The organism is Cupriavidus sp. MEYA8, from assembly GCF_059278825.1.
This window is the reverse complement of the sequence record NZ_CM181221.1, coordinates 3,349,179-3,369,860: the sequence shown is the minus strand read 5'-3', so window position 1 is coordinate 3,369,860 and position 20,682 is coordinate 3,349,179. Positions and strand designations below refer to the sequence as shown.

At 63.4% G+C, this 20,682-nt stretch carries 33 protein-coding genes; 30 read left to right on the top strand and 3 right to left on the bottom strand.

Features of this window, described 5'->3' with window-relative positions:
- Positions 1–12 precede the first annotated feature (12 nt).
- The 29 genes from rplD (at position 13) to dsbD (ending at position 16,167) form a co-directional block, all read left to right on the top strand.
- Positions 13–633: a 50S ribosomal protein L4 gene (gene rplD, locus AC5WJ1_RS15775; protein ID WP_195431120.1), complete on the top strand. Its 621-nt coding sequence runs from the start codon at positions 13–15 to the stop codon at positions 631–633.
- Positions 630–944, top strand: a complete 315-nt coding sequence (gene rplW, locus AC5WJ1_RS15770) for a 50S ribosomal protein L23 (protein ID WP_006576245.1) — start codon at positions 630–632, stop codon at positions 942–944. Before rplD ends, rplW begins: the two co-directional genes overlap by 4 nt.
- Positions 945–946: 2 nt before the next feature.
- Positions 947–1,777, top strand: coding sequence for a 50S ribosomal protein L2 (gene rplB / locus AC5WJ1_RS15765; protein WP_029047584.1), 831 nt, complete (start codon positions 947–949; stop codon positions 1,775–1,777).
- Between the two features lie 22 nt (positions 1,778–1,799).
- Entirely contained in the window at positions 1,800–2,075 is a 276-nt protein-coding gene (rpsS, locus tag AC5WJ1_RS15760; protein WP_029047585.1) for a 30S ribosomal protein S19, read from the top strand.
- A gap of 9 nt (positions 2,076–2,084) precedes the next feature.
- Positions 2,085–2,414, top strand: coding sequence for a 50S ribosomal protein L22 (gene rplV / locus AC5WJ1_RS15755; RefSeq protein WP_003271370.1), 330 nt, complete (start codon positions 2,085–2,087; stop codon positions 2,412–2,414).
- Positions 2,415–2,423: 9 nt separating this feature from the next.
- On the top strand, positions 2,424–3,221 hold the full coding sequence (rpsC, locus tag AC5WJ1_RS15750; protein WP_029047586.1) for a 30S ribosomal protein S3: 798 nt from the start codon (positions 2,424–2,426) through the stop codon (positions 3,219–3,221).
- 2 nt (positions 3,222–3,223) lie between these two features.
- Complete coding sequence (gene rplP / locus AC5WJ1_RS15745) at positions 3,224–3,640, top strand: 50S ribosomal protein L16 (protein WP_006576240.1); 417 nt, start codon at positions 3,224–3,226, stop codon at positions 3,638–3,640.
- Between the two features lie 11 nt (positions 3,641–3,651).
- Positions 3,652–3,846, top strand: a complete 195-nt coding sequence (rpmC, locus tag AC5WJ1_RS15740; RefSeq protein WP_008642937.1) for a 50S ribosomal protein L29 — start codon at positions 3,652–3,654, stop codon at positions 3,844–3,846.
- Positions 3,843–4,121, top strand: a complete 279-nt coding sequence (gene rpsQ / locus AC5WJ1_RS15735) for a 30S ribosomal protein S17 (RefSeq protein WP_010812389.1) — start codon at positions 3,843–3,845, stop codon at positions 4,119–4,121. Before rpmC ends, rpsQ begins: the two co-directional genes overlap by 4 nt.
- A 275-nt stretch (positions 4,122–4,396) precedes the next feature.
- A complete protein-coding gene (gene rplN / locus AC5WJ1_RS15730) occupies positions 4,397–4,765 on the top strand; it encodes a 50S ribosomal protein L14 (protein WP_010812388.1) in 369 nt (122 codons plus the stop codon).
- Positions 4,766–4,774: 9 nt separating this feature from the next.
- Positions 4,775–5,083: a 50S ribosomal protein L24 gene (rplX, locus tag AC5WJ1_RS15725; RefSeq protein WP_010812387.1), complete on the top strand. Its 309-nt coding sequence runs from the start codon at positions 4,775–4,777 to the stop codon at positions 5,081–5,083.
- A gap of 25 nt (positions 5,084–5,108) precedes the next feature.
- Positions 5,109–5,651 carry a 50S ribosomal protein L5 gene (gene rplE / locus AC5WJ1_RS15720; protein ID WP_010812386.1) on the top strand — a complete coding sequence of 181 codons (543 nt, stop codon included), beginning with the start codon at positions 5,109–5,111 and terminating at the stop codon, positions 5,649–5,651.
- 9 nt (positions 5,652–5,660) lie between these two features.
- Entirely contained in the window at positions 5,661–5,966 is a 306-nt protein-coding gene (rpsN, locus tag AC5WJ1_RS15715; RefSeq protein WP_010812385.1) for a 30S ribosomal protein S14, read from the top strand.
- 27 nt (positions 5,967–5,993) lie between these two features.
- Positions 5,994–6,389: a 30S ribosomal protein S8 gene (gene rpsH, locus AC5WJ1_RS15710; RefSeq protein ID WP_010812384.1), complete on the top strand. Its 396-nt coding sequence runs from the start codon at positions 5,994–5,996 to the stop codon at positions 6,387–6,389.
- A 10-nt stretch (positions 6,390–6,399) separates the two neighbouring features.
- Entirely contained in the window at positions 6,400–6,933 is a 534-nt protein-coding gene (gene rplF, locus AC5WJ1_RS15705; RefSeq protein ID WP_133093429.1) for a 50S ribosomal protein L6, read from the top strand.
- Between the two features lie 11 nt (positions 6,934–6,944).
- On the top strand, positions 6,945–7,301 hold the full coding sequence (gene rplR, locus AC5WJ1_RS15700; protein WP_010812382.1) for a 50S ribosomal protein L18: 357 nt from the start codon (positions 6,945–6,947) through the stop codon (positions 7,299–7,301).
- A 21-nt stretch (positions 7,302–7,322) separates the two neighbouring features.
- Entirely contained in the window at positions 7,323–7,841 is a 519-nt protein-coding gene (gene rpsE / locus AC5WJ1_RS15695; RefSeq protein WP_006160449.1) for a 30S ribosomal protein S5, read from the top strand.
- Positions 7,842–7,851: 10 nt separating this feature from the next.
- On the top strand, positions 7,852–8,034 hold the full coding sequence (gene rpmD, locus AC5WJ1_RS15690) for a 50S ribosomal protein L30 (RefSeq protein ID WP_010812381.1): 183 nt from the start codon (positions 7,852–7,854) through the stop codon (positions 8,032–8,034).
- Between the two features lie 19 nt (positions 8,035–8,053).
- A complete protein-coding gene (gene rplO / locus AC5WJ1_RS15685; protein WP_063241272.1) occupies positions 8,054–8,488 on the top strand; it encodes a 50S ribosomal protein L15 in 435 nt (144 codons plus the stop codon).
- A gap of 44 nt (positions 8,489–8,532) precedes the next feature.
- A complete protein-coding gene (gene secY / locus AC5WJ1_RS15680) occupies positions 8,533–9,876 on the top strand; it encodes a preprotein translocase subunit SecY (protein ID WP_029047589.1) in 1,344 nt (447 codons plus the stop codon).
- A gap of 23 nt (positions 9,877–9,899) precedes the next feature.
- Entirely contained in the window at positions 9,900–10,118 is a 219-nt protein-coding gene (infA, locus tag AC5WJ1_RS15675; protein WP_116320343.1) for a translation initiation factor IF-1, read from the top strand.
- A gap of 30 nt (positions 10,119–10,148) precedes the next feature.
- On the top strand, positions 10,149–10,265 hold the full coding sequence (gene rpmJ / locus AC5WJ1_RS15670) for a 50S ribosomal protein L36 (protein ID WP_008642959.1): 117 nt from the start codon (positions 10,149–10,151) through the stop codon (positions 10,263–10,265).
- A 19-nt stretch (positions 10,266–10,284) separates the two neighbouring features.
- A complete protein-coding gene (rpsM, locus tag AC5WJ1_RS15665; protein ID WP_008642961.1) occupies positions 10,285–10,650 on the top strand; it encodes a 30S ribosomal protein S13 in 366 nt (121 codons plus the stop codon).
- Positions 10,651–10,674: 24 nt separating this feature from the next.
- Positions 10,675–11,073 (top strand): 30S ribosomal protein S11, encoded by a 399-nt coding sequence (gene rpsK / locus AC5WJ1_RS15660; protein ID WP_010812376.1) that lies wholly within the window; start codon positions 10,675–10,677, stop codon positions 11,071–11,073.
- Positions 11,074–11,374: 301 nt separating this feature from the next.
- The gene (gene rpsD, locus AC5WJ1_RS15655) at positions 11,375–11,998 is read left to right on the top strand and encodes a 30S ribosomal protein S4 (protein WP_133093430.1); all 624 of its coding nucleotides are present in this window, start codon (positions 11,375–11,377) and stop codon (positions 11,996–11,998) included.
- 168 nt (positions 11,999–12,166) lie between these two features.
- The gene (locus tag AC5WJ1_RS15650) at positions 12,167–13,147 is read left to right on the top strand and encodes a DNA-directed RNA polymerase subunit alpha (RefSeq protein WP_010812374.1); all 981 of its coding nucleotides are present in this window, start codon (positions 12,167–12,169) and stop codon (positions 13,145–13,147) included.
- Between the two features lie 137 nt (positions 13,148–13,284).
- The gene (gene rplQ / locus AC5WJ1_RS15645) at positions 13,285–13,680 is read left to right on the top strand and encodes a 50S ribosomal protein L17 (RefSeq protein WP_010812373.1); all 396 of its coding nucleotides are present in this window, start codon (positions 13,285–13,287) and stop codon (positions 13,678–13,680) included.
- Positions 13,681–13,817: 137 nt separating this feature from the next.
- Positions 13,818–14,183, top strand: coding sequence for a divalent-cation tolerance protein CutA (cutA, locus tag AC5WJ1_RS15640; RefSeq protein ID WP_133093431.1), 366 nt, complete (start codon positions 13,818–13,820; stop codon positions 14,181–14,183).
- A gap of 73 nt (positions 14,184–14,256) precedes the next feature.
- A complete protein-coding gene (gene dsbD / locus AC5WJ1_RS15635; protein WP_135706072.1) occupies positions 14,257–16,167 on the top strand; it encodes a protein-disulfide reductase DsbD in 1,911 nt (636 codons plus the stop codon).
- 18 nt (positions 16,168–16,185) lie between these two features.
- On the opposite strand, the gene AC5WJ1_RS15630 is transcribed toward dsbD, so the two are convergent.
- The 3 genes from AC5WJ1_RS15630 to yihA all read right to left on the bottom strand — a co-directional run bounded on the left by AC5WJ1_RS15630 (position 16,186) and on the right by yihA (position 19,425).
- Positions 16,186–17,403 carry a magnesium transporter CorA family protein gene (locus AC5WJ1_RS15630; protein WP_195431104.1) on the bottom strand — a complete coding sequence of 406 codons (1,218 nt, stop codon included), beginning with the start codon at positions 17,401–17,403 and terminating at the stop codon, positions 16,186–16,188.
- A 47-nt stretch (positions 17,404–17,450) separates the two neighbouring features.
- Positions 17,451–18,443 (bottom strand): porphobilinogen synthase, encoded by a 993-nt coding sequence (gene hemB, locus AC5WJ1_RS15625; protein ID WP_063241266.1) that lies wholly within the window; start codon positions 18,441–18,443, stop codon positions 17,451–17,453.
- A 268-nt stretch (positions 18,444–18,711) separates the two neighbouring features.
- The gene (gene yihA, locus AC5WJ1_RS15620; protein ID WP_135706070.1) at positions 18,712–19,425 is read right to left on the bottom strand and encodes a ribosome biogenesis GTP-binding protein YihA/YsxC; all 714 of its coding nucleotides are present in this window, start codon (positions 19,423–19,425) and stop codon (positions 18,712–18,714) included.
- Positions 19,426–19,931: 506 nt separating this feature from the next.
- On the opposite strand from yihA, the gene AC5WJ1_RS15615 reads away from it, so the two are divergent.
- Positions 19,932–20,591: a c-type cytochrome gene (locus tag AC5WJ1_RS15615; protein WP_133093435.1), complete on the top strand. Its 660-nt coding sequence runs from the start codon at positions 19,932–19,934 to the stop codon at positions 20,589–20,591.
- Positions 20,592–20,682 lie beyond the last annotated feature (91 nt).

Sequence of the window (20,682 nt, the reverse complement as noted above, 5' to 3'; positions counted from 1 at the left end):
GGAGCGCATGTAATGGAACTCAAGCTCCTCCAGGACAATGGCCAGATCGGCGCGGGCGTTGCCGCTTCGCCCGAAGTGTTCGGCCGTGACTACAACGAAGCCCTCGTTCACCAGATCGTCGTCGCTTACCAGGCCAACGCGCGCAGCGGTAACCGCAAGCAGAAGGATCGTGAAGAGGTCAAGCACACGACCAAGAAGCCGTGGCGCCAGAAGGGTACGGGCCGTGCTCGTGCCGGTATGTCTTCCTCGCCGCTGTGGCGCGGGGGCGGCCGTATCTTCCCGAATTCGCCGGAAGAGAACTTCAGCCAGAAGGTCAACAAGAAGATGTTCCGTGCCGGCATGCGCTCGATTTACTCGCAGCTCGCACGTGAAGGTCGTATCAATGTGGTGGACGGTTTCACCGTCGAAGCGCCCAAGACCAAGCTCTTGGCCGACAAGTTCAAGGCCATGGGCCTGGACTCGGTGCTGATCATCACCGACAGCCTCGACGAAAACCTCTACCTGGCTTCGCGCAACCTGCCGCACGTGGCAGTTGTCGAGCCGCGCCAGGCTGATCCGCTGTCGCTCGTGCACTACAAGAAGGTGCTGGTGACCAAGGCAGCCGTCGCGCAGATCGAGGAGTTGCTGAAATGACGCAAGTAGCCAAGAACGATCATCGTTTGATGCAGGTGCTGCTCGCGCCGGTGGTTTCCGAAAAGGCAACCCTGGTCGCCGACAAGAATGAACAAGTCGTGTTCGAAGTGGCCCGCGATGCCAACAAGGCAGAAGTGAAGGCCGCCGTCGAACTGCTGTTCAAGGTCGAGGTGCAGTCCGTTCAGATCCTGAACCAGAAGGGCAAGCAGAAGCGCTTCGGCCGTTTCATGGGCCGTCGCAACCACGTGAAGAAAGCTTACGTGTCGCTGAAGCCGGGTCAGGAAATCAATTTTGAAGCGGAGGCCAAGTAATCATGGCACTCGTCAAGACCAAGCCGACTTCCCCGGGTCGTCGCTCGATGGTGAAGGTCGTCAACAAGGACCTTCACAAGGGCGCCCCGCACGCTCCGCTGCTGGAAAAGCAATTCCAGAAGTCGGGTCGTAACAACAATGGTCATATCACCACCCGCCACAAGGGCGGTGGTCATAAGCACCACTACCGCGTGGTCGACTTCAAGCGCAACGACAAGGACGGCATCCCCGCCAAGGTCGAGCGCCTGGAATACGATCCGAACCGCAGCGCCAACATCGCGCTGGTCGTGTTCGCCGACGGCGAGCGCCGCTACATCATCGCCACCAAGGGCATGGTTGCCGGCCAATCGCTGCTGAATGGCTCGGAAGCGCCGATCAAGGCTGGTAACAACCTGCCGATCCGCAACATTCCGGTCGGTACCACGATCAACAACGTGGAAATGCTGCCGGGCAAGGGCGCCCAGATCGCCCGCGCTGCAGGCGGCTCCGCCGTGCTGCTGGCCCGTGAAGGCCTGTACGCCCAGGTTCGCCTGCGCTCCGGCGAAGTGCGCCGCGTGCACATCGAGTGCCGCGCCACCGTCGGTGAAGTTGGCAACGAAGAGCACAGCCTGCGCGTCATCGGCAAGGCCGGTGCGACCCGTTGGCGCGGTATCCGCCCGACGGTCCGCGGCGTTGTGATGAACCCGGTCGACCACCCGCACGGTGGTGGCGAGGGCAAGACCGCTGCTGGCCGCGATCCGGTGTCGCCGTGGGGTACCCCGACCAAGGGCTACCGCACCCGCAGCAACAAGCGCACGGACAGCATGATCGTCCAGAAGCGCCACAAGCGTTAATCGGTAGGTAGGAGCTAAAGATATGACTCGTTCCGCTAAAAAGGGTCCGTTCTGCGACGCCCACCTGCTGAAGAAGGTGGAAGTTGCAGTCAGCGGCAAGGACAAGAAGCCCATCAAGACTTGGTCGCGCCGCTCGACCATTCTGCCGGAGTTCATTGGCCTGACGATCGCCGTGCACAACGGCCGTCAACACGTGCCGGTGTACGTGACGGAAAACATGGTTGGCCACAAGCTCGGCGAATTTGCGATCACCCGCACGTTCAAGGGCCACGCGGCTGACAAGAAAGCGAAGAGGTAAGGTGCCATCATGGAAGTGAAAGCGATTCATCGCGGTGCCCGCATCTCCGCCCAGAAGACGCGCCTGGTCGCTGACCAGATCCGTGGTCTGCCGATCGAGCGCGCGCTCAATGTCCTGACGTTCAGCCCGAAAAAGGCTGCCGGGATTGTGAAGAAGGTGGTCGAATCGGCCATCGCCAACGCTGAGCACAACGAAGGCGCCGACATCGACGAACTCAAGGTCAAATCGATCTACGTCGACAAGGCGACCTCGCTCAAGCGCTTCACCGCACGGGCGAAGGGCCGCGGCAACCGCATCGAGAAACAAACCTGTCACATCACTGTGACGCTCGGCAACTAAGGAGTCACGATGGGACAGAAGATTCATCCGACTGGCTTCCGTCTGGCTGTCAGCCGTAACTGGGCTTCGCGCTGGTACGCCAGCAACACGAAGTTCGCCGGCATGCTGAAGGAAGACATCGAAGTTCGCGACTTCCTGAAGAAGAAGCTGAAGAACGCATCGGTTGGCCGCGTCGTCATCGAGCGCCCCGCCCGCAATGCCCGCATCACCATTTACAGCTCGCGTCCGGGCGTGGTGATCGGCAAGAAGGGTGAGGACATCGAACTGCTGAAGGCCGAACTGCAGCGTCGCATGGGCGTGCCCGTGCACGTGAACATCGAGGAAATCCGCAAGCCGGAAACCGATGCTCAGCTGATCGCCGACTCGATCACCCAGCAGCTCGAGCGCCGCATCATGTTCCGCCGCGCCATGAAGCGCGCCATGCAGAACGCGATGCGCCTGGGTGCCCAGGGCATCAAGATCATGAGCGCCGGCCGTCTGAACGGTATCGAAATCGCACGTACCGAGTGGTACCGCGAAGGCCGTGTGCCCCTGCACACCCTGCGCGCCGACATCGACTACGGCTTCTCCGAAGCAGAAACCACCTACGGCATCATCGGTGTCAAGGTGTGGGTCTACAAGGGTGATCACCTCGGCCGCAATGAAGCGCCGGTGGTGGAAGAGCCGCAAGACGACCGTCGTCGTCGCCCGGGTCGTCCGGAAGGCCGCCGCCGTGAAGGCGAAGGCCGTCCGGGTGGCAACCGCCGTGGCGGTGCCGGTGCCGGTCGTCGCGCTGCGCCTGGCGCAGATGGGAAGAGTGGAGAATAACGATGCTGCAACCTAAGCGCAGAAAATACCGCAAGGAGCAGAAAGGCCGCAACACGGGTAAGGCTACCCGTGGCAACGCCGTGTCTTTCGGCGAATTCGGCCTGAAGGCCATGGGCCGTGGCCGTCTGACGGCTCGCCAGATCGAGTCGGCACGTCGTGCGATGACCCGTCACATCAAGCGTGGCGGCCGCATCTGGATCCGGATCTTCCCGGACAAGCCGATCTCGAAGAAGCCCGCTGAAGTCCGTATGGGTAACGGTAAGGGCAATCCGGAGTACTACGTGGCTGAAATCCAGCCGGGCAAGATGCTGTACGAAATGGATGGCGTGAGCGAAGAGCTGGCGCGTGAGGCGTTCCGCCTCGCAGCGGCCAAGCTGCCGATCGCCACCAATTTCGTGGTGCGCCAGGTCGGGACGTAAGGAGAGCAGGGATGAAAGCATCCGAACTTCGCGGCAAGGACGCCGCAGGCCTGAACCAGGAGCTCTCCGAGCTGCTGAAGGCCCAATTTAGCCTGCGCATGCAAAAGGCAACCCAACAGCTGCAGAACACCAGCCAGCTGAAGAAGGTTCGCAAGGACATCGCGCGCGTGCAAACCGTGCTGACTGAAAAGGCGAACGCGAAATGACTGAAGCTGCACAAACGGAAAAGTCGCTTCGCCGTACCCTGGTCGGCCGTGTCGTGAGCGACAAGATGGACAAGACCGTTACGGTCTTGGTGGAAAACCGCGTCAAGCATCCCCTGTACGGCAAGTACGTGCTGCGTTCCAAGAAGTACCACGCACACGACGAAGCCAACCAGTACAAGGAAGGCGACAAGGTCGAAATCCAGGAAGGCCGTCCGCTGTCGCGGACCAAGTCCTGGGTGGTTTCCCGGCTGGTAGAGGCTGCACGCGTCATCTAAGAACAACACGTTCTTAGCTTGACTTGCAAGTCCAGGATTATGTAGCTATAATCCTGGACTTCCGCTTTATTGCGTTCGCCTTAGCAGTACCACCCGGGCGGGCCTGTTGAGCGAGCCAGGGCCAAGCGATTCGACATCAGTCAAGTTGCCAGGCTCCTACCGACTTCAAAGTTGATCAACCCATACGGTGCTGGCGCAAGGCCGGAACCGACGGGACCAAGACTGACCGACGGGCGCTATGGCACCTGGCGGATTAAGTTGGGAAGACAAACACCATGATTCAGACAGAAAGCCGGCTCGAAGTGGCCGATAACACTGGTGCGCGCGAAGTGCTGTGCATCAAGGTGCTGGGTGGCTCCAAGCGCCGCTACGCAAGCGTTGGCGACATCATCAAGGTGACCGTCAAGGACGCAGCGCCGCGCGGTCGCGTGAAGAAGGGCGACATCTACAACGCCGTCGTCGTGCGTACCGCCAAGGGCGTGCGCCGCGCTGACGGTTCGCTGATCAAGTTCGACGGCAATGCCGCCGTCCTGCTGAACAACAAGCTCGAGCCGATCGGCACCCGTATTTTCGGGCCGGTGACTCGTGAACTCCGTACCGAGCGCTTCATGAAGATCGTGTCGCTCGCTCCGGAAGTGCTGTAAGGAGCCGACATGAACAAGATTCGCAAAGGCGATGAAGTCATCGTCCTGACCGGCAAGGACAAGGGCAAGCGCGGTACCGTGCAGGCCGTGCTCGGTGACAAGGTTGCGGTGCAGGGCGTGAACATCGCCAAGAAGCATGCGCGCCCGAACCCGATGCTGGGCACCACCGGTGGCGTGGTTGACAAGGTCATGCCGCTGCATATTTCCAACGTTGCGCTCGTGGATGCCAATGGCAAGCCGTCGCGCGTCGGCATCAAGGTGGAAGACGGCAAGCGCGTGCGCGTGCTGAAGACCACCGGCGCCGTCGTGGCAGCTTGATTCTGGGCACGTTTAGGAGTTGAGCATGGCAGCACGTCTGCAAGAGTTTTACAAAGAACAGGTTGTGCCGAAGCTGATCGAACAGTTCGGCTACAAGTCGGTCATGGAAGTGCCGCGCATCACCAAGATCACCCTGAACATGGGCCTTGGCGAAGCGATCAATGACAAGAAGATCATTGAAAACGCCGTCGGCGACCTGACCAAGATCGCCGGTCAGAAGCCGGTCGTGACGAAGGCCAAGAAGGCCATCGCCGGCTTCAAGATCCGCCAGGGCTACCCCATCGGTGCGATGGTGACCCTGCGCGGCGAGCGCATGTTCGAATTCCTCGATCGTTTCGTCACCGTGGCCCTGCCGCGCGTGCGTGACTTCCGTGGTGTGTCGGGCCGTTCGTTTGACGGTCGTGGCAACTACAACATCGGTGTGAAAGAGCAGATCATTTTCCCCGAAATCGAGTACGACAAGATCGACGCACTGCGTGGTCTGAACATCAGCATCACGACGACGGCAAAGAACGACGAGGAAGCCAAGGCACTCCTCGGTGCGTTCAAGTTCCCGTTCCGCAATTAAGGGGTAACCGTGGCTAAACTGGCTCTGATTGAACGTGAGAAGAAGCGCGCCAAGCTGGTGGCGAAGTACGCCGCCAAGCGCGCCAACCTCAAGGCCATTATCGACGACCAAGAGAAGTCGGAAGAAGAGCGTTACAGCGCGCGTCTCGAGCTGCAACAGCTCCCGCGCAACGCGAACCCGACTCGCCAGCGTAATCGCTGCGCGATCACCGGTCGTCCCCGCGGTACCTTCCGCAAGTTTGGCCTGGCGCGTAACAAGATCCGCGAAATCGCCTTCAAGGGCGAAATCCCGGGTCTGACGAAAGCCAGCTGGTAATTACGCACAGGCTACAGGAGAAACAGTATGAGCATGAGCGATCCTATCGCCGATATGCTGACGCGCATCCGCAACGCCCAGGGCGTGCAGAAGGCGTCGGTTGTCATGCCGTCGTCGAAGCTGAAAGTGGCAATCGCCAAGGTCCTGAAGGACGAAGGCTACATCGACGATTACGCCGTCCAGGAAGATGGCGGCAAGGCACAACTGAGCATCGGCCTGAAGTACTACGCCGGCCGTCCGGTGATCGAGCGCATCGAGCGCGTCTCGAAGCCCGGCCTGCGCGTGTACAAGGGCCGCAGCGACATCCCGCAAGTGATGAACGGCCTGGGTGTGGCGATCATCTCGACCCCGCAGGGTCTGATGACCGACCGCAAGGCTCGCGCCACCGGCGTGGGCGGCGAAGTTCTCTGCTACGTCGCTTAAGGAGAGAACCATGTCCCGTGTAGGTAAGGCTCCCATCGCGCTCCCCAAGGGCGCGGAAGTGAACGTGGCAGCTGGCGTGCTCTCCGTGAAGGGTCCGCTGGGTACGCTGTCGCAACCGATCCACAGCCTGGTCAAGGTCAATGTCGAGAACGACACGCTGACCTTCTCGCCGGCTGACGAGTCGCGTGAAGCAAACGCCCTGCAAGGCACCATGCGCGCCCTGGCGGCGAACATGGTCAAGGGCGTGACCACCGGTTTCGAGCGCAAGCTGAACCTCGTTGGCGTGGGCTACCGTGCCCAGCTGCAAGGCGCTGCGCTGAAGCTCCAGCTTGGTTTCTCGCACGACGTGATCCATGAGATGCCGGAAGGCGTGAAGGCGGAAACGCCGACGCAGACCGAGATCATCATCAAGGGTGCGGACAAGCAGAAAGTCGGTCAGGTTGCCGCGGAAGTCCGCGCGTACCGCCCGCCTGAGCCCTACAAGGGCAAGGGTGTGCGCTACAGCGACGAGCGCGTCATCCTGAAGGAAACCAAGAAGAAGTAAGGGGTGCAATGATGAACAAGAAAGACGCTCGTTTGCGCCGTGCACGTCAGACCCGCGCCAAGATCGCGGAGATGAAAGTCAATCGTCTGACCGTGTTCCGTACGAATTCGCATATTTACGCCCAGGTCTTCTCCGAGTGCGGCACCAAGGTGCTGGCTTCGGCTTCGACCGCAGAGGTGGAAGTGCGCAAGGAACTGGATGGCAAGGGCGCTACCGCCGCTGCCGCCACCGTGGTTGGCAAGCGCATCGCCGAGAAGGCGAAGGCTGCCGGCGTGGAAACCGTCGCGTTCGATCGCGCCGGCTTCCGTTTCCATGGCCGCGTGAAGGCCCTGGCAGACGCCGCCCGCGAAGCCGGCCTGAAGTTCTAAGCGCATAGAGAGAGATACGTCATGGCAAAGATGCAAGCAAAAGTCCAACAGGACGAACGCGACGACGGCCTCCGCGAGAAGATGATCTCGGTCAACCGTGTCACCAAGGTGGTGAAGGGTGGCCGGATTCTCGGTTTCGCAGCGCTGACCGTGGTTGGTGACGGCGATGGCCGCATCGGCATGGGCAAGGGCAAGGCCAAGGAAGTGCCGGTTGCTGTTCAGAAGGCAATGGACGAAGCCCGTCGCAAGATGGTCAAGGTCTCGCTGAAGAACGGCACGCTGCAACACGAAGTCGTTGGCAAGCACGGCGCCGCCAAGGTGCTGATGATGCCCGCCAAGGAAGGTACCGGCGTGATCGCCGGCGGCCCGATGCGCGCGATCTTCGAAGTGATGGGCGTCACCAACGTGGTGACCAAGTCGCACGGCTCCACCAACCCGTACAACATGGTTCGCGCCACGCTGGACGGCCTTCAGAAGATGAGCACGCCGGGCGAAATCGCCGCGAAGCGTGGCAAGTCGGTCGAAGACATCCTGGGTTAAGGTGAACGCAATGTCGCAGAAAACCGTAAAAGTGCAACTCGTGCGCAGCCTGATCGGCACGCGCGAGGATCATCGCGCCACCGTTCGTGGCCTGGGCCTGCGCCGCATCAACTCGGTGTCGGAGCTGCAGGACACGCCCGCCGTGCGCGGCATGATCAACAAGGTCTCGTACCTGGTGAAGGTTCTGGCCTGATCGGGACTTGGAGAGCAAGATGCAACTGAACAACCTGAAACCGGCTGCCGGTTCGAAGCACGCCAAGCGTCGCGTCGGCCGCGGTATCGGCTCCGGCCTGGGCAAGACCGCCGGTCGCGGTCACAAGGGTCAGAAGTCGCGTTCGGGCGGCTTCCACAAGGTGGGTTTCGAAGGCGGTCAAATGCCGCTGTATCGTCGCCTGCCGAAGCGCGGCTTCACCTCGCTGACCAAGGCGTTCACCGCCGAAGTCACGCTGCGTGACATCGAGCGCCTGGAAGCGGCCGAAGTCGACCTGCTGGTTCTGAAGCAGGCTGGCCTGGTCAGCGACCTGGTCAAGAGCGCCAAGGTCATCAAGGCCGGCGAGCTGACCCGCAAGGTGACGATCAAGGGTCTGGGCGCCACCGCTGGCGCCAAGGCCGCGATCGAAGCCGCTGGCGGCCAGATCGCAGCCTGACAAGGCATTTATCGCAGCATAGGCAGTCATAGTCGGAGCATCGTTTGGCCACGGCGAAACCCAATGCAAGCGCGCAAGCCAGGAACACGGCGAAGTACGGCGACCTCAAGCGCCGGCTGATGTTTCTGGTGCTGGCCCTGATCGTGTACCGCATCGGCGCTCATATTCCGGTGCCCGGTATCGATCCGGAGCAGCTTGCGAAGCTTTTCCAGAGTCAGTCGGGTGGCATCCTCGGGATGTTCAACCTGTTCTCGGGCGGGGCGCTGTCGCGCTTTACCGTCTTCGCGCTCGGCATCATGCCGTACATCTCGGCGTCGATCATCATGCAGTTGCTGACGATCGTGCTGCCGCAGCTGGAGTCGCTGAAGAAGGAAGGGCAGGCAGGCCAGCGCAAGATCACGCAGTACACGCGCTACGGCACCGTGGTCCTGGCCACGTTCCAGGCGCTGTCGATTGCGGTGGCGCTGGAGTCGCAGCCGGGGCTGGTGCTGGATCCTGGCCTGATGTTCCGGGCCACGGCGGTGATCACGCTGGTGACCGGCACGATGTTCCTGATGTGGCTGGGTGAGCAGATCACCGAGCGGGGTCTGGGCAACGGCATCTCGATCATCATCTTCGGCGGTATCGCGGCGGGCCTGCCCAACGCGATCGGCGGACTGTTCGAACTGGTCCGCACGGGTTCCATGAGCATCATCGCGGCGATCTTCATCGTGGCGATCGTGATCGGTGTGACCTTCGCAGTGGTGTTCGTCGAGCGTGGCCAGCGCAAGATCCTGGTGAACTATGCCAAGCGTCAGGTCGGCAACAAGGTGTACGGCGGACAGTCGTCGCACCTGCCGCTGAAGCTGAACATGGCAGGGGTGATTCCGCCGATCTTCGCGTCGTCGATCATCCTGTTCCCGGCAACGATCGCGGGCTGGTTCACGTCTGACGCGACTGGATCGGTGGGCGGGTTCATCAAGGACCTGGCTGCCACGCTGTCGCCGGGCCAGCCGGTCTACATCCTGCTGTACGCTGCTGCGATTGTATTTTTCTGCTTCTTCTACACGGCCCTGGTCTACAACAGCCGTGAAGTGGCAGACAACCTGAAGAAAAGCGGTGCCTTCATTCCGGGCATTCGTCCGGGCGAGCAGACGACGCGCTATATCGACAAGATCCTGGTGCGTTTGACGCTGGCTGGTGCGATCTACATCACACTGGTCTGCCTGTTGCCGGAATTCCTGGTGCTGCGCTGGAACGTTCCGTTCTATTTCGGCGGAACCTCCCTGCTGATCATCGTGGTCGTCACGATGGACTTCATGGCCCAGGTTCAGTCCTATGTCATGTCGCAGCAGTATGAGTCGCTGCTGAAGAAGGCGAATTTCAAGGGTAATCTGACCTTGCGCTGACTTCGGATCGGTACAGGCTAGGTATGGCAAAAGACGACGTCATCCAGATGCAGGGCCAGGTCCTGGAGAACCTGCCCAATGCGACGTTCCGAGTCAAGCTGGAGAATGGCCATGTAGTGCTGGGCCACATCTCCGGCAAGATGAGAATGAACTACATCCGGATTCTTCCGGGTGACAAGGTGACGGTCGAGCTGACCCCATATGATCTGTCGCGCGCACGAATCGTCTTCCGGACGAAGTGAGCGAACAGGAATTGAAGGAAGAGGAAAATTATGAAAGTGCTGGCTTCTGTTAAGCGCATTTGCCGCAACTGCAAAATCATCAAGCGCAACGGTGTCGTGCGCGTGATCTGCTCGTCGGATCCCCGCCACAAGCAACGCCAAGGCTAATCGGAAAGAGGATTGACGAATGGCACGTATCGCAGGGGTTAACATCCCGAACCACAAGCATACCGAAATCGGCCTGACCGCCATTTACGGTATCGGCCGCTCGCGCGCCCGCAAGATTTGCGAGGCCACCGGTGTACCGTTTGACAAGAAGGTCAAGGATCTGACCGACGCCGACCTGGAAAAGCTTCGTGACGAAGTGGGCAAGGTCACGGTCGAGGGTGACCTGCGTCGTGAAACCACGATGAACATCAAGCGTCTGATGGACCTTGGTTGCTATCGTGGCATGCGTCACCGCAAGGGCCTGCCCATGCGCGGTCAGCGTACCCGTACCAACGCACGTACCCGCAAGGGTCCGCGCAAGGCCGGCGTGGCTCTGAAGAAGTAAAGCCGAAGGCAGAGGAAGAAACTAATGGCAAAAGGTCCGAATAACGCCGCTCGCGCGCGTAAGAAGGTCAAGAAGAACGTTGCCGACGGCATTGCGCACGTCCACGCCTCGTTCAACAACACCATCATCACGATCACCGACCGTCAGGGCAATGCCCTGTCGTGGGCGACCGCCGGTGGCCAGGGCTTCAAGGGTTCGCGCAAGTCGACCCCGTTCGCTGCCCAGGTTGCTGCCGAGAACGCCGGCCGCGTGGCGCAAGACCAGGGCATCAAGAACCTGGAAGTGCGCATCAAGGGCCCTGGCCCTGGCCGTGAGTCGGCTGTCCGCGCGCTGAACGCGCTGGGCATCAAGATCGCGATCATCGAAGACGTCACGCCGATTCCGCACAACGGCTGCCGTCCGCCGAAGCGCCGCCGCATCTAAGCGATGGCGTGTCCGAGCCCGGTGGGTTTACCTGCCGGTTTCGGATATGGTAGTATGGCGCGTTGACCTGCTGCATTTGATGCGGCAGGTTTTCGTTTTGCATCGAGGGAATGTCGCATAAAGCACATTCCGGTGTCGATGCACTGTAAATGCTTTCAGCGTCGTATCCCGGCCCCAACAGGCCAGGTCGCGCTTCATAAGCCCACCGTCCGTCACGGTCTTCCCGGGTTTCCGGGAGGTACTGCGTTGGCGGACTCGCGGCGCGTCAAGAAGGCGCCGTGATCGATCAAAGGAAGACAACGTGGCACGTTATACCGGCCCGAAGGCCAAACTTTCCCGCCGTGAAGGCACCGACCTGTTCCTGAAGAGCTCGCGCCGCTCGCTGGCCGACAAGTGCAAGCTGGACAGCAAGCCGGGCCAGCATGGCCGCACCTCGGGTGCACGCACCTCGGACTACGGCAACCAGCTGCGCGAAAAGCAGAAGGTCAAGCGCATCTACGGCGTGCTCGAGCGCCAGTTCCGCCGCTACTTCGCCGAAGCCGATCGCCGCAAGGGCAACACCGGCGAAAACCTGCTGCAACTGCTGGAATCGCGCCTGGACAACGTGGTGTACCGCATGGGCTTCGGCTCGACCCGCGCTGAAGCGCGCCAGCTGGTTTCGCACAAGGCGATCCTGGTGAACGGTCAGACCCTGAACGTGCCGTCGGCCCAGATCAAGTCGGGCGACATCATCGCCATCCGCGAGCAGTCGAAGAAGCAAGTCCGTATCGCCGAAGCGCTGTCGCTGGCCGAGCAGTCGGGCTTCCCGACCTGGGTTGCCGTGGATGCCAAGAAATTCGAAGGTACCTTCAAGCAAGTTCCGGATCGCGCCGATATCTCTGGCGACATCAACGAAAGCCTGATTGTCGAACTGTACTCGCGTTAATCCGCGAGGCAGACGGCCCAGCGCTTGCGTTCTCCGCAAAGCTTCTCTTTCAGCCCGACGCGCGCTACGCGCGGTCGGGCTTCGCCCATCGTTACGATGGGTATTTTCAGGTTCCAAACGTCAGCCTTATCGGTGTAACGAGCCGAGGGTATTGAAAAGGACAACCTAATGCAAACAGCACTCCTCAAGCCAAAAATCATCGCCGTCGAGCCTCTGGGCGACCATCACGCCAAAGTCGTGATGGAGCCGTTCGAGCGCGGCTACGGCCATACGCTCGGTAACGCCCTGCGTCGCGTGCTGCTGTCGTCGATGGTCGGCTATGCCCCGACCGAAGTCACGATCGCTGGGGTGGTCCACGAGTATTCCACCATCGACGGCGTGCAGGAAGATGTCGTCAACCTGCTGCTCAACCTGAAGGGCGTGGTGTTCAAGCTGCACAACCGTGATGAAGTCACGGTGTCGCTGCGCAAGGATGGCGAAGGCGTTGTCACGGCTGCCGATATCGAGCTGCCGCACGACGTCGAGATCATCAACCCGAACCACGTGATCGCCCACCTGTCGGCCGGCGGCAAGCTGGACATGCAGATCAAGGTCGAGCAGGGCCGTGGCTACGTGCCGGGCAACGTGCGCAAGTTCGGCGACGAGTCGGGCAAGGTCATCGGCCGCATCGTGCTGGACGCCTCGTTCTCGCCGGTGCGCCGCGTGTCGTATGCCGTTGAATCCGCTCGCGTGGAGCAGCGTACCGATCTGGACAAGCTGGTGATGAACATCGAAACCGACGGTGTGATCTCGCCCGAGGAAGCGATCCGCCAGTCGGCCCGCATCCTGGTCGACCAGCTGTCCGTGTTCGCCGCGCTGGAAGGCACCGAGTCGGCAGCCGAGGCTGCTTCGAGCCGCACGCCGCAGATCGATCCGATCCTGCTGCGCCCGGTCGACGACCTGGAGCTGACAGTGCGTTCGGCCAACTGCCTGAAGGCCGAGAACATCTACTACATCGGCGACCTGATCCAGCGTACCGAGAACGAGCTGCTGAAGACCCCGAACCTGGGTCGCAAGTCGCTCAACGAGATCAAGGAAGTCCTCGCCTCGCGTGGCCTGACCCTCGGCATGAAGCTCGAGAACTGGCCGCCCGCAGGTCTGGAAAAGTAATTGTGGCGCGGGGGCGTTAGCCCCTGCACCGCGGTAACCGCCCTGGCTTCGGCCGGGGCTCGTATGACTACCGGCCCGCGTCCGCCCGTATCGGACGATAGAAGAGCTGGTCAAACACTTAACTGAAAGGAATCATCATGCGTCACCGTCATGGTCTGCGGAAACTGAACCGCACCTCGTCGCACCGCCTCGCGATGCTGCGCAACATGTCCAACTCGCTGTTCCAGCACGAGCTGATCAAGACCACCGTGCCCAAGGCCAAGGAACTGCGCAAGGTCGTCGAGCCGCTGATCACGCTGGCCAAGAAGGACACCGTTGCCAACCGCCGCCTCGCCTTCGCCCGCCTGCGCGACCGCGACATGGTCACCAAGCTGTTCACCGAACTGGGCCCGCGCTACGCCACCCGCCCGGGCGGCTACACCCGCATCCTGAAGTTCGGCTTCCGTCAGGGCGACAATGCGCCGATGGCGCTGGTCGAACTGGTGGATCGCCCGGAAATCACCGAAGCCCCGGCCGAAGAAGCCGCGGAATAAGTGCGTTTCCTGCCCGCTGCCGTCGTGAGACGGTTCCGGGCACACCGCTTACAATCGAGCCAGGCATCCGCCTGGCTCTTTTGTTTTGGGCGCCAGCCGCCCGTGCCACCCTTGCCAGCCGTACCAGGAGAGTGCCGATGCCCGATGCCAGCCAGTCACCCGACCCCGCGGAGGTGCTCGTGGTGATCACCAATACCCCTGATGCCGAGACGGCAGCGCGGCTGTCCCGGACAGTGCTGGAGGCGCGCGCGGCGGCCTGCGTGAACCGTCTGGCCCCGGTGGAATCCGAGTACTGGTGGCAAGGCGTGCTGGAGCAGGCGCGCGAATGGCCGCTGCTGATCAAGACCACGCGCGCGCGCTACGCTGCACTCGAGGCCGTGATCCGGCAACATCACCCCTATGACGTGCCGGAGATCATCGCCGTGCCGGTGACGGCGGGCTTTGCACCGTACCTGGCGTGGGTTGGCAGCGAGACGGATACCGGCGCGCAGGCGGCGGGATAATGGGCGAAGGGGGCTGCCGCGCAGCAGTAGGTACGGCAGGGCCCATCGGCCAGGACAGACAGGAAACAGCTTCATGAACATCGGTTTGGCACTTCCGGAGCGGGCACGCGGGCTGGTTCAGGCGCGGCATATTGCCGCAGGCCTGCTGGCGGTACTGGCCTGGCTTTGCCTGGCTGGTGCGGCGCTGGCGGCAACGGAGGACGACTTCCTGCCGCCGGAGCAAGCCTTCCGCTTCGCCGCGCGCCAGATCGACGACAACACCGTGGAGGTGCGTTTCGATGTCGCGCCCGGCTACTACATGTACCGGGAGCGATTCGCCTTTGCGACGGAGCCTGCCGCCGTGAAGCTCGGCACGCCGGACCTCCCGCACGGCAAGGTCAAGTTCGACGACACCTTCGGCAAGGAGATGGAGACGTACCGGGACAGCGTGACCATCCGCGTGCCGGTGGCGGCGGCGCCGGCGGACGGCAAGTGGACGCTGACGGTCACCTCGCAGGGCTGCGCCGACAAGGGCCTGTGCTATCCACCGATGGAAAGCGTCTACAAGGTCGGTGGCACCGGCCTGGCCGACCTGTTCGGCAAGCGCGGGCGCTCCGATGCGACCGCTGCCGCCCCGCTGCAGGCCCAGCCAGCCCAGCCGGCTGCCGCCGCATCGCTGCGTGCCGACGACTCCGACCGCATCGCCGGCGCGCTGGCGAGCCGCAACATGGGCCTGATCGCGGCGCTCTTCTTCGGCCTGGGCCTGCTGCTGACCTTCACGCCGTGCGTGCTGCCGATGGTGCCGATCCTGTCGTCGATCGTCATCGGCGAGCATGTCACGCGCAGCCGTGCGCTGGTGGTGTCGCTGGCCTATGTACTGGGCATGGCGGTGGTGTACACCGCCGTCGGCGTGGCTGCAGGGCTGCTGGGCGAAGGCCTGTCGGCCGCGCTGCAGACGCCATGGGTGCTGGGCCTGTTCGCCGCGCTGATGGTGGCGCTGGCACTGTCGATGTTCGGCCTGTACGAGCTGCAGCTGCCGCAGCGCTGGCAGGCGCGGCTGACGGAATCGTCCAACCGCCGCCAGGGTGGTCAGGTGGCTGGCGCGGCAGCGATGGGCGCGATCTCCGCGCTGATCGTCGGGCCCTGCGTGACCGCGCCGCTGGCGGGGGCGCTGGCCTATATCGCGCAGACGCGCGATGCGGTCATCGGTGGCGCAGCGCTGTTTGCGATGGCGATCGGCATGGGCGTGCCGCTGGTGCTGGTGGGCGTGGGTGCGGGCAACCTGCTGCCGCGCGCAGGCCGCTGGATGGAGGTGACCAAGCGCTTCTTCGGCTTCCTGCTGCTGGGGGTGGCGTTGTGGATGCTCGGGCCGGTGCTGCCGGCATGGACGACGATGCTGCTTTTGGCGGCATTGCTGCTGGTGGCCGCGGTGTTCCTCGGCGCCTTTGACGGGCTCGGGGCCGATCCGCGCAACCTGGCGCGCGTGGGCAAGGGGCTTGGTGTCTTGTTCGCGATCGCCGCGGCCATCGTGCTGATCGGCGTGGCGTCGGGCGGGCGCGATCCGCTGCAGCCGTTGTCGCACCTGAGCGCAGGCCGCGGTGGTGTGGAAAGCGCGGGCGCCGCTCAGGCGGTGCGCTTCGAGCGCGTGCGCAGCGTCGCGGAACTGGATGCCCGCGTGGCGCAGGCCGCCGCGGCCGGCAAGCCGGTGCTGCTCGATTTTTATGCCGACTGGTGCGTCAGCTGCAAGGAAATGGAGCGCATGACCTTCGTCGACCCGCGCGTGCGCGCGCGGCTGTCCGAGATCGTGCTGCTGCAGGCGGATGTGACCGCCAACAATGCCGACGACAAGGCGCTGCTCAAGCGCTTCGGGCTGTTCGGGCCGCCGGGGATCATCCTGTTCGGATCGGATGGGCGCGAGCGGCCGGTGCGGGTGATTGGCTACCAGTCGGCCAACCGCTTCCTGGAGAGCCTGGAGCGCGCCTTCGGCAAGCGCACCAGCACCTGAGGTGTACCTGCGCCTGCGCTAGTGCTCCAGCTGCCGCGCCACGGCCCACAGCGCGCCCAGCACCACCACCACCGCCCCCATCAGGCCGATCGACCACCAGAATCCGTCCGGCGCCTGCAGCCAGGGCATGCGCTCGAAATTCATGCCGAAGATGCCGGTGATCAGCGTCAGCGGCATGAACAGCGCCGTGATCAGCGTCAGCATGCGCATGGTGCGGTTGGTGCGGTGGGCCACCGCCGAAAAGTGGATCTGCACCGCCGACTCGATTGAATCCTCCAGCCGCCGCGCATGCGCGAGCACGCGCTGGATATGTTCCATCACGTCGTTGATGCGCACCAGCAACAGTTCGTCGCGACCCGGGACATCTACCGGGGTGCCGTGCTGGTCGCTGCTGTAGCGGTTGTCGAGCAGGCTGTCGCGGAATTCCTGCAGCGCGTCGCGCTGTTCCTCGCTCAGGTGCTCCAGCTTGCGCAGCTGGATGCGCGCGTCGAGCAGCCCCTCCCAACTGGAAAAACTGCGGCGCGAGTTCAGCAGCGCGCGCTGCCAGCGGTCGAGCTGGCGCGTCAGCGGGGCGCGCAGTTCCAGATAGCGGTCCACCATCGCATTGAGCAGGCGCAGCATCAGATCCTCGGGCCGGTTGGGCGGGCGCACGCCGTGCAGCAGCGTCTGGCCGTTGCCGCGCGCGGGCGACGCCTGCGGCCGCGGCGCCTGGCAGAGCTCGAGCAGGCGCTGGCGCACCTGGTCGACGGTGCGCGACGGGCCGTTGCGTACCGTGACCAGCAGCGTATCGAAGACGAAGAACGTGACCGGCTGCGTATCGATTTTGGCCAGTGCGGGCAGGAAGCCCGGCGGATACCGGCGCGCACGCGCCGTCGTCGCATCGCCAGACGCTCTGGGGTCATTGGCCGGCGTTGCCTCCTGCGGCTCGGCCTCGGCGATCGCGCGGCTGGTCTCGAAGGTCAGCTTGCGGAAGATCACCATGTCATACGCGTTGGTCGTGTCGAAATACGACGGATGCGCGGCATTGGTGGCGTCGGCCAGGTGCAGGTCGAGGACCGAAGCGCCGGCGAGCTGGCGCACGTTCTCGCGCCAGGCGTCCGGGGCAGCCGTGACTTCCTCGGTGGAAAAGTCCGCCCAGACGAACAGCGCGGCGGCATTGCCGCCGAGGAAGCTGGCCGCTTCGGTCAGCGAGGCGAGCGGGTGTACCTGGCTGGCCGAGAAGCCGAGCAGTTCCATAGGCGCTTGGGTTCCCACAGAGCGATAGAGCGATCGTGCGATGCAGGTCAGGCGGCCAGCAGGCGCGCGGCGTCGCGTGCGAAATAGGTCAGGATGCCGTCGGCGCCGGCGCGGCGGAAGGCCAGCAGCGATTCCATCATGACCTTGTCGTGGTCGAGCCAGCCGTTCTGCGCGGCGGCCTTCAGCATCGCGTACTCGCCGCTGACCTGATAGACGTAGGTCGGGAAGCGGAACTCGTCCTTCACGCGGCGCACGATATCGAGGTAAGGCATGCCGGGCTTGACCATCACCATGTCGGCGCCTTCGAGGATGTCCTGCGCCACTTCGCGCAGCGCTTCGTCGGTGTTGGCCGGGTCCATCTGGTAGGTCATCTTGTTGCCCTTGCCGAGGTTGGCGGCCGAGCCCACTGCATCGCGGAAGGGGCCGTAGAAGGCCGATGCGTACTTGGCCGAGTAGGCCATGATGCGGGTATGGATGTGGCCGTTGTCTTCCAGCGCCGTGCGCACCGCGCCGATGCGGCCGTCCATCATGTCGGACGGGGCCACGATATCGACGCCCGCGTCGGCCTGGGCCAGCGCCTGGCGCACCAGGATCTCCACGGTGGTGTCATTGATGACGTAGCCGTTTTCATCCAGCACGCCGTCCTGGCCGTGGCTGGTGTAGGGATCGAGCGCAACGTCGCAGAGCACGCCGAGTTCGGGAAAGCGGTCTTTCAGCGCCCGCACCGCGCGCGGCACCAGGCCGTCGGGATTGATGGCCTCGATGCCATCGGGCGTTTTCAGCGAGGGGTCGATCACCGGGAACAGCGCGAGCACCGGGATGCCGAGCTTGACGCAATCTTCGGCCACCGGCATCAGCAGGTCCACGGAGACCCGCTCGACGCCCGGCATCGACGCCACGGACTGGCGCTGGTTCTGGCCGTCGAGGATGAACACCGGGTAGATCAGGTTGTCCGGCGACAGGCGATGTTCGCGCATCATGCGGCGGGAGAAATCGTCGCGGCGCATGCGGCGCGGGCGGTACTCGGGGAAGGTCGACATGGCAGGCTTCTTGTGCTGGAGACGGGACAGAAATGTCCAATTTGCCAGCCGGCAAGCACTGCGCGCGCGGCGCAAAGTTGCCGGCTGAAGAAAAACTAAACTTTTATGCGTGCCCGCCATCATACTCGCGGACACTATGTGCGTTGCGCTTGCGTGGCGCGGTGTCCCCCGCTACTCCTCCCTGAGCGGGTACCCGCCCCAGCGGCGGGAAAGTTCGCCCCCGTTGCTTGCAACGGGGCTTTTTTTGCGCGCTGGCTACGCTGCGGCGTTATGCCGCAGGGTCTGTGGTGGCAGGAGGTTCAGCCGCCGTTGGTGCCGTGGCACCGTCCTGCGCCGCGTTCTTCTGCGCTTCCGGCAGGTTGAGCCAGCCGGCGATCACGCCCTGCGCTTCTTCGATGCCGCGACGCTTGAGGCTCGAAAACAGCTGTGCGGTCAGGGGCACCGGCGTTTCCAGCTGCTCTGCGTAGCCCTGCAGCATCTTGCGCGTCTCGCGCAGCGCCTTGGCGTTCTCGCTGTTGGTGAGCTTGTCGGCCTTGGTCAGCAGAACGTGGATCGGCTTGCCGGTGGGCAGGAACCACTCGACCATCTGGCAATCGAGATCGGTGAACGGACGGCGCGCATCCATCATCAGGATCAGTCCCGAGAGTTGCGGCCGCGTCTGCACGTAGTCGCTGAGCAGGCCCTGCCAGTGGTATTTGGCCGAGCCCGACACCTCTGCATAACCGTAGCCCGGCAGGTCGACCAGGAATGCCTGCGGGTCCGGTGCCTTGACCGGGGCCACCGTGAAATAGTTGATGTGCTGCGTGCGCCCGGGCGTGCGCGAGGAAAACGCCAGCCGCTTCTGGTTGCACAGGATGTTGATGGCGGTGGACTTGCCGGCGTTGGAGCGGCCGGCGAACGCTACCTCGGGCACGGCCGTGGCGGGCAGGTCGCGCAGGTGGTTGACGGTAATGAAGAAGCGGGCCTGGTGGAGAAGGGACATGCGCTGGAGAGGTAGGGCGGGGCGCCGCGCGGCGCGCATTGGCGCGGCCGTGGCCGGGGTACCGCCAAGGGTGGGCAGGGCTGCGGCGGGGCCGCTCGCCGGGTTTGATCTGGCGCAGCGCGAGACCGTTTCAACACGGCATAGCAGGGCGCAAGGCATCAATCCGGCACATAACTTATTGTACAATACGCCGGTTTACGGTCTCCTGACCGGGTGACGCGCGACATCCTTTGCCGCGTGGCTCGGCTGCCGTTGTCCGGACGGGAAGCCTCGTTGTGTCGTCCTATCGTGGGCACGGCCTTGTTTCGCATCACGCGTTGCACCTCGGGTGCCGCGGCGGCGGAGCAGGGGCTGGCGGAGGTCTGCCGCCAGGCAAACCGCAGCGGATCGGTCATCCGCGCGGGTCGCCCCGATGTCAGGCCTTTGCCCCGGCGCGTCCTCACCGCCGGCAGAGTGCCGGTCGGCATGCATCACGGTATCCAAAACAATTCAGAGAAGGTGTGCGAATGAACCGCATTGCGAAGATTCTGGGTGTCCTGGCACTGGCCGTTCCTGCAGCCGCCCTTTCCGGACTGGCATCTGCCGCAGAGCAGGCCGCCGCGAAGGCCGACCCGGCCAAGGGTGAGACGCTGTACACGCAAGGCGCCCCCGATCGCAATGTGCCTGCCTGCCTGAGCTGCCACGGCGCAGCCGGCAACAGCGCGGCCGCCGCCAACCCCAAGCTGGCCGCCCAGCATCCGGAATACGTCCACAAGCAACTGGCCGATTTCAAGTCCAAGGCGCGCAACAACGCGATCATGGTGCCGATGGCATCGGTGCTGACCGACGACGAAATGCGCAACATCGGCGCCTACCTGGCCAAGCAGCCGATCAAGCCGGCCACCGCCAAGAACAAGAACACGATCGAGGAAGGCCAGAAGATCTACCGTGGCGGCATCGCCGCCAAGGGCGTGCCGGCCTGCGCCGCCTGCCATGGCCCCACCGGCGCCGGCATTCCGGCCCAGTATCCGCGTATCGGCGGACAGTGGTCGGAATACACCGAGGCACAGCTGGTGGCGTTCCGCCAGGGCACCCGCAAGAATAATTCGGTCATGACGACCATCGCTGCCAAGATGTCGGATGCCGAGATCAAGGCGGTGGCGGACTACGTCGCCGGCGTCCGGTAACGACGTTAGCGCAGTACGCTGGCGCCGCCGGGCGCCGGCGCTTCGGCGTGCAGCCCGCGCGGCATGCAACCGAACGCGCCTGTCAAAATCG

Bases quoted from the DNA above. Each gene is read 5' to 3' on its own strand.
- rplD (WP_195431120.1), top strand. From the start codon at position 13: ATGGAACTCAAGCTCCTCCAGGACAATGGCCAGATCGGCGCGGGCGTT.
- rplW (WP_006576245.1), top strand. From the start codon at position 630: ATGACGCAAGTAGCCAAGAACGATCATCGTTTGATGCAGGTGCTGCTC.
- rplB (WP_029047584.1), top strand. From the start codon at position 947: ATGGCACTCGTCAAGACCAAGCCGACTTCCCCGGGTCGTCGCTCGATG.
- rpsS (WP_029047585.1), top strand. From the start codon at position 1,800: ATGACTCGTTCCGCTAAAAAGGGTCCGTTCTGCGACGCCCACCTGCTG.
- rplV (WP_003271370.1), top strand. From the start codon at position 2,085: ATGGAAGTGAAAGCGATTCATCGCGGTGCCCGCATCTCCGCCCAGAAG.
- rpsC (WP_029047586.1), top strand. From the start codon at position 2,424: ATGGGACAGAAGATTCATCCGACTGGCTTCCGTCTGGCTGTCAGCCGT.
- rplP (WP_006576240.1), top strand. From the start codon at position 3,224: ATGCTGCAACCTAAGCGCAGAAAATACCGCAAGGAGCAGAAAGGCCGC.
- rpmC (WP_008642937.1), top strand. From the start codon at position 3,652: ATGAAAGCATCCGAACTTCGCGGCAAGGACGCCGCAGGCCTGAACCAG.
- rpsQ (WP_010812389.1), top strand. From the start codon at position 3,843: ATGACTGAAGCTGCACAAACGGAAAAGTCGCTTCGCCGTACCCTGGTC.
- rplN (WP_010812388.1), top strand. From the start codon at position 4,397: ATGATTCAGACAGAAAGCCGGCTCGAAGTGGCCGATAACACTGGTGCG.
- rplX (WP_010812387.1), top strand. From the start codon at position 4,775: ATGAACAAGATTCGCAAAGGCGATGAAGTCATCGTCCTGACCGGCAAG.
- rplE (WP_010812386.1), top strand. From the start codon at position 5,109: ATGGCAGCACGTCTGCAAGAGTTTTACAAAGAACAGGTTGTGCCGAAG.
- rpsH (WP_010812384.1), top strand. From the start codon at position 5,994: ATGAGCATGAGCGATCCTATCGCCGATATGCTGACGCGCATCCGCAAC.
- rplF (WP_133093429.1), top strand. From the start codon at position 6,400: ATGTCCCGTGTAGGTAAGGCTCCCATCGCGCTCCCCAAGGGCGCGGAA.
- rplR (WP_010812382.1), top strand. From the start codon at position 6,945: ATGAACAAGAAAGACGCTCGTTTGCGCCGTGCACGTCAGACCCGCGCC.
- rpsE (WP_006160449.1), top strand. From the start codon at position 7,323: ATGGCAAAGATGCAAGCAAAAGTCCAACAGGACGAACGCGACGACGGC.
- rpmD (WP_010812381.1), top strand. From the start codon at position 7,852: ATGTCGCAGAAAACCGTAAAAGTGCAACTCGTGCGCAGCCTGATCGGC.
- rplO (WP_063241272.1), top strand. From the start codon at position 8,054: ATGCAACTGAACAACCTGAAACCGGCTGCCGGTTCGAAGCACGCCAAG.
- infA (WP_116320343.1), top strand. From the start codon at position 9,900: ATGGCAAAAGACGACGTCATCCAGATGCAGGGCCAGGTCCTGGAGAAC.
- rpmJ (WP_008642959.1), top strand. From the start codon at position 10,149: ATGAAAGTGCTGGCTTCTGTTAAGCGCATTTGCCGCAACTGCAAAATC.
- rpsM (WP_008642961.1), top strand. From the start codon at position 10,285: ATGGCACGTATCGCAGGGGTTAACATCCCGAACCACAAGCATACCGAA.
- rpsK (WP_010812376.1), top strand. From the start codon at position 10,675: ATGGCAAAAGGTCCGAATAACGCCGCTCGCGCGCGTAAGAAGGTCAAG.
- AC5WJ1_RS15650 (WP_010812374.1), top strand. From the start codon at position 12,167: ATGCAAACAGCACTCCTCAAGCCAAAAATCATCGCCGTCGAGCCTCTG.
- rplQ (WP_010812373.1), top strand. From the start codon at position 13,285: ATGCGTCACCGTCATGGTCTGCGGAAACTGAACCGCACCTCGTCGCAC.
- cutA (WP_133093431.1), top strand. From the start codon at position 13,818: ATGCCCGATGCCAGCCAGTCACCCGACCCCGCGGAGGTGCTCGTGGTG.
- dsbD (WP_135706072.1), top strand. From the start codon at position 14,257: ATGAACATCGGTTTGGCACTTCCGGAGCGGGCACGCGGGCTGGTTCAG.
- AC5WJ1_RS15630 (WP_195431104.1), bottom strand. From the start codon at position 17,403: ATGGAACTGCTCGGCTTCTCGGCCAGCCAGGTACACCCGCTCGCCTCG.
- hemB (WP_063241266.1), bottom strand. From the start codon at position 18,443: ATGTCGACCTTCCCCGAGTACCGCCCGCGCCGCATGCGCCGCGACGAT.
- yihA (WP_135706070.1), bottom strand. From the start codon at position 19,425: ATGTCCCTTCTCCACCAGGCCCGCTTCTTCATTACCGTCAACCACCTG.
- AC5WJ1_RS15615 (WP_133093435.1), top strand. From the start codon at position 19,932: ATGAACCGCATTGCGAAGATTCTGGGTGTCCTGGCACTGGCCGTTCCT.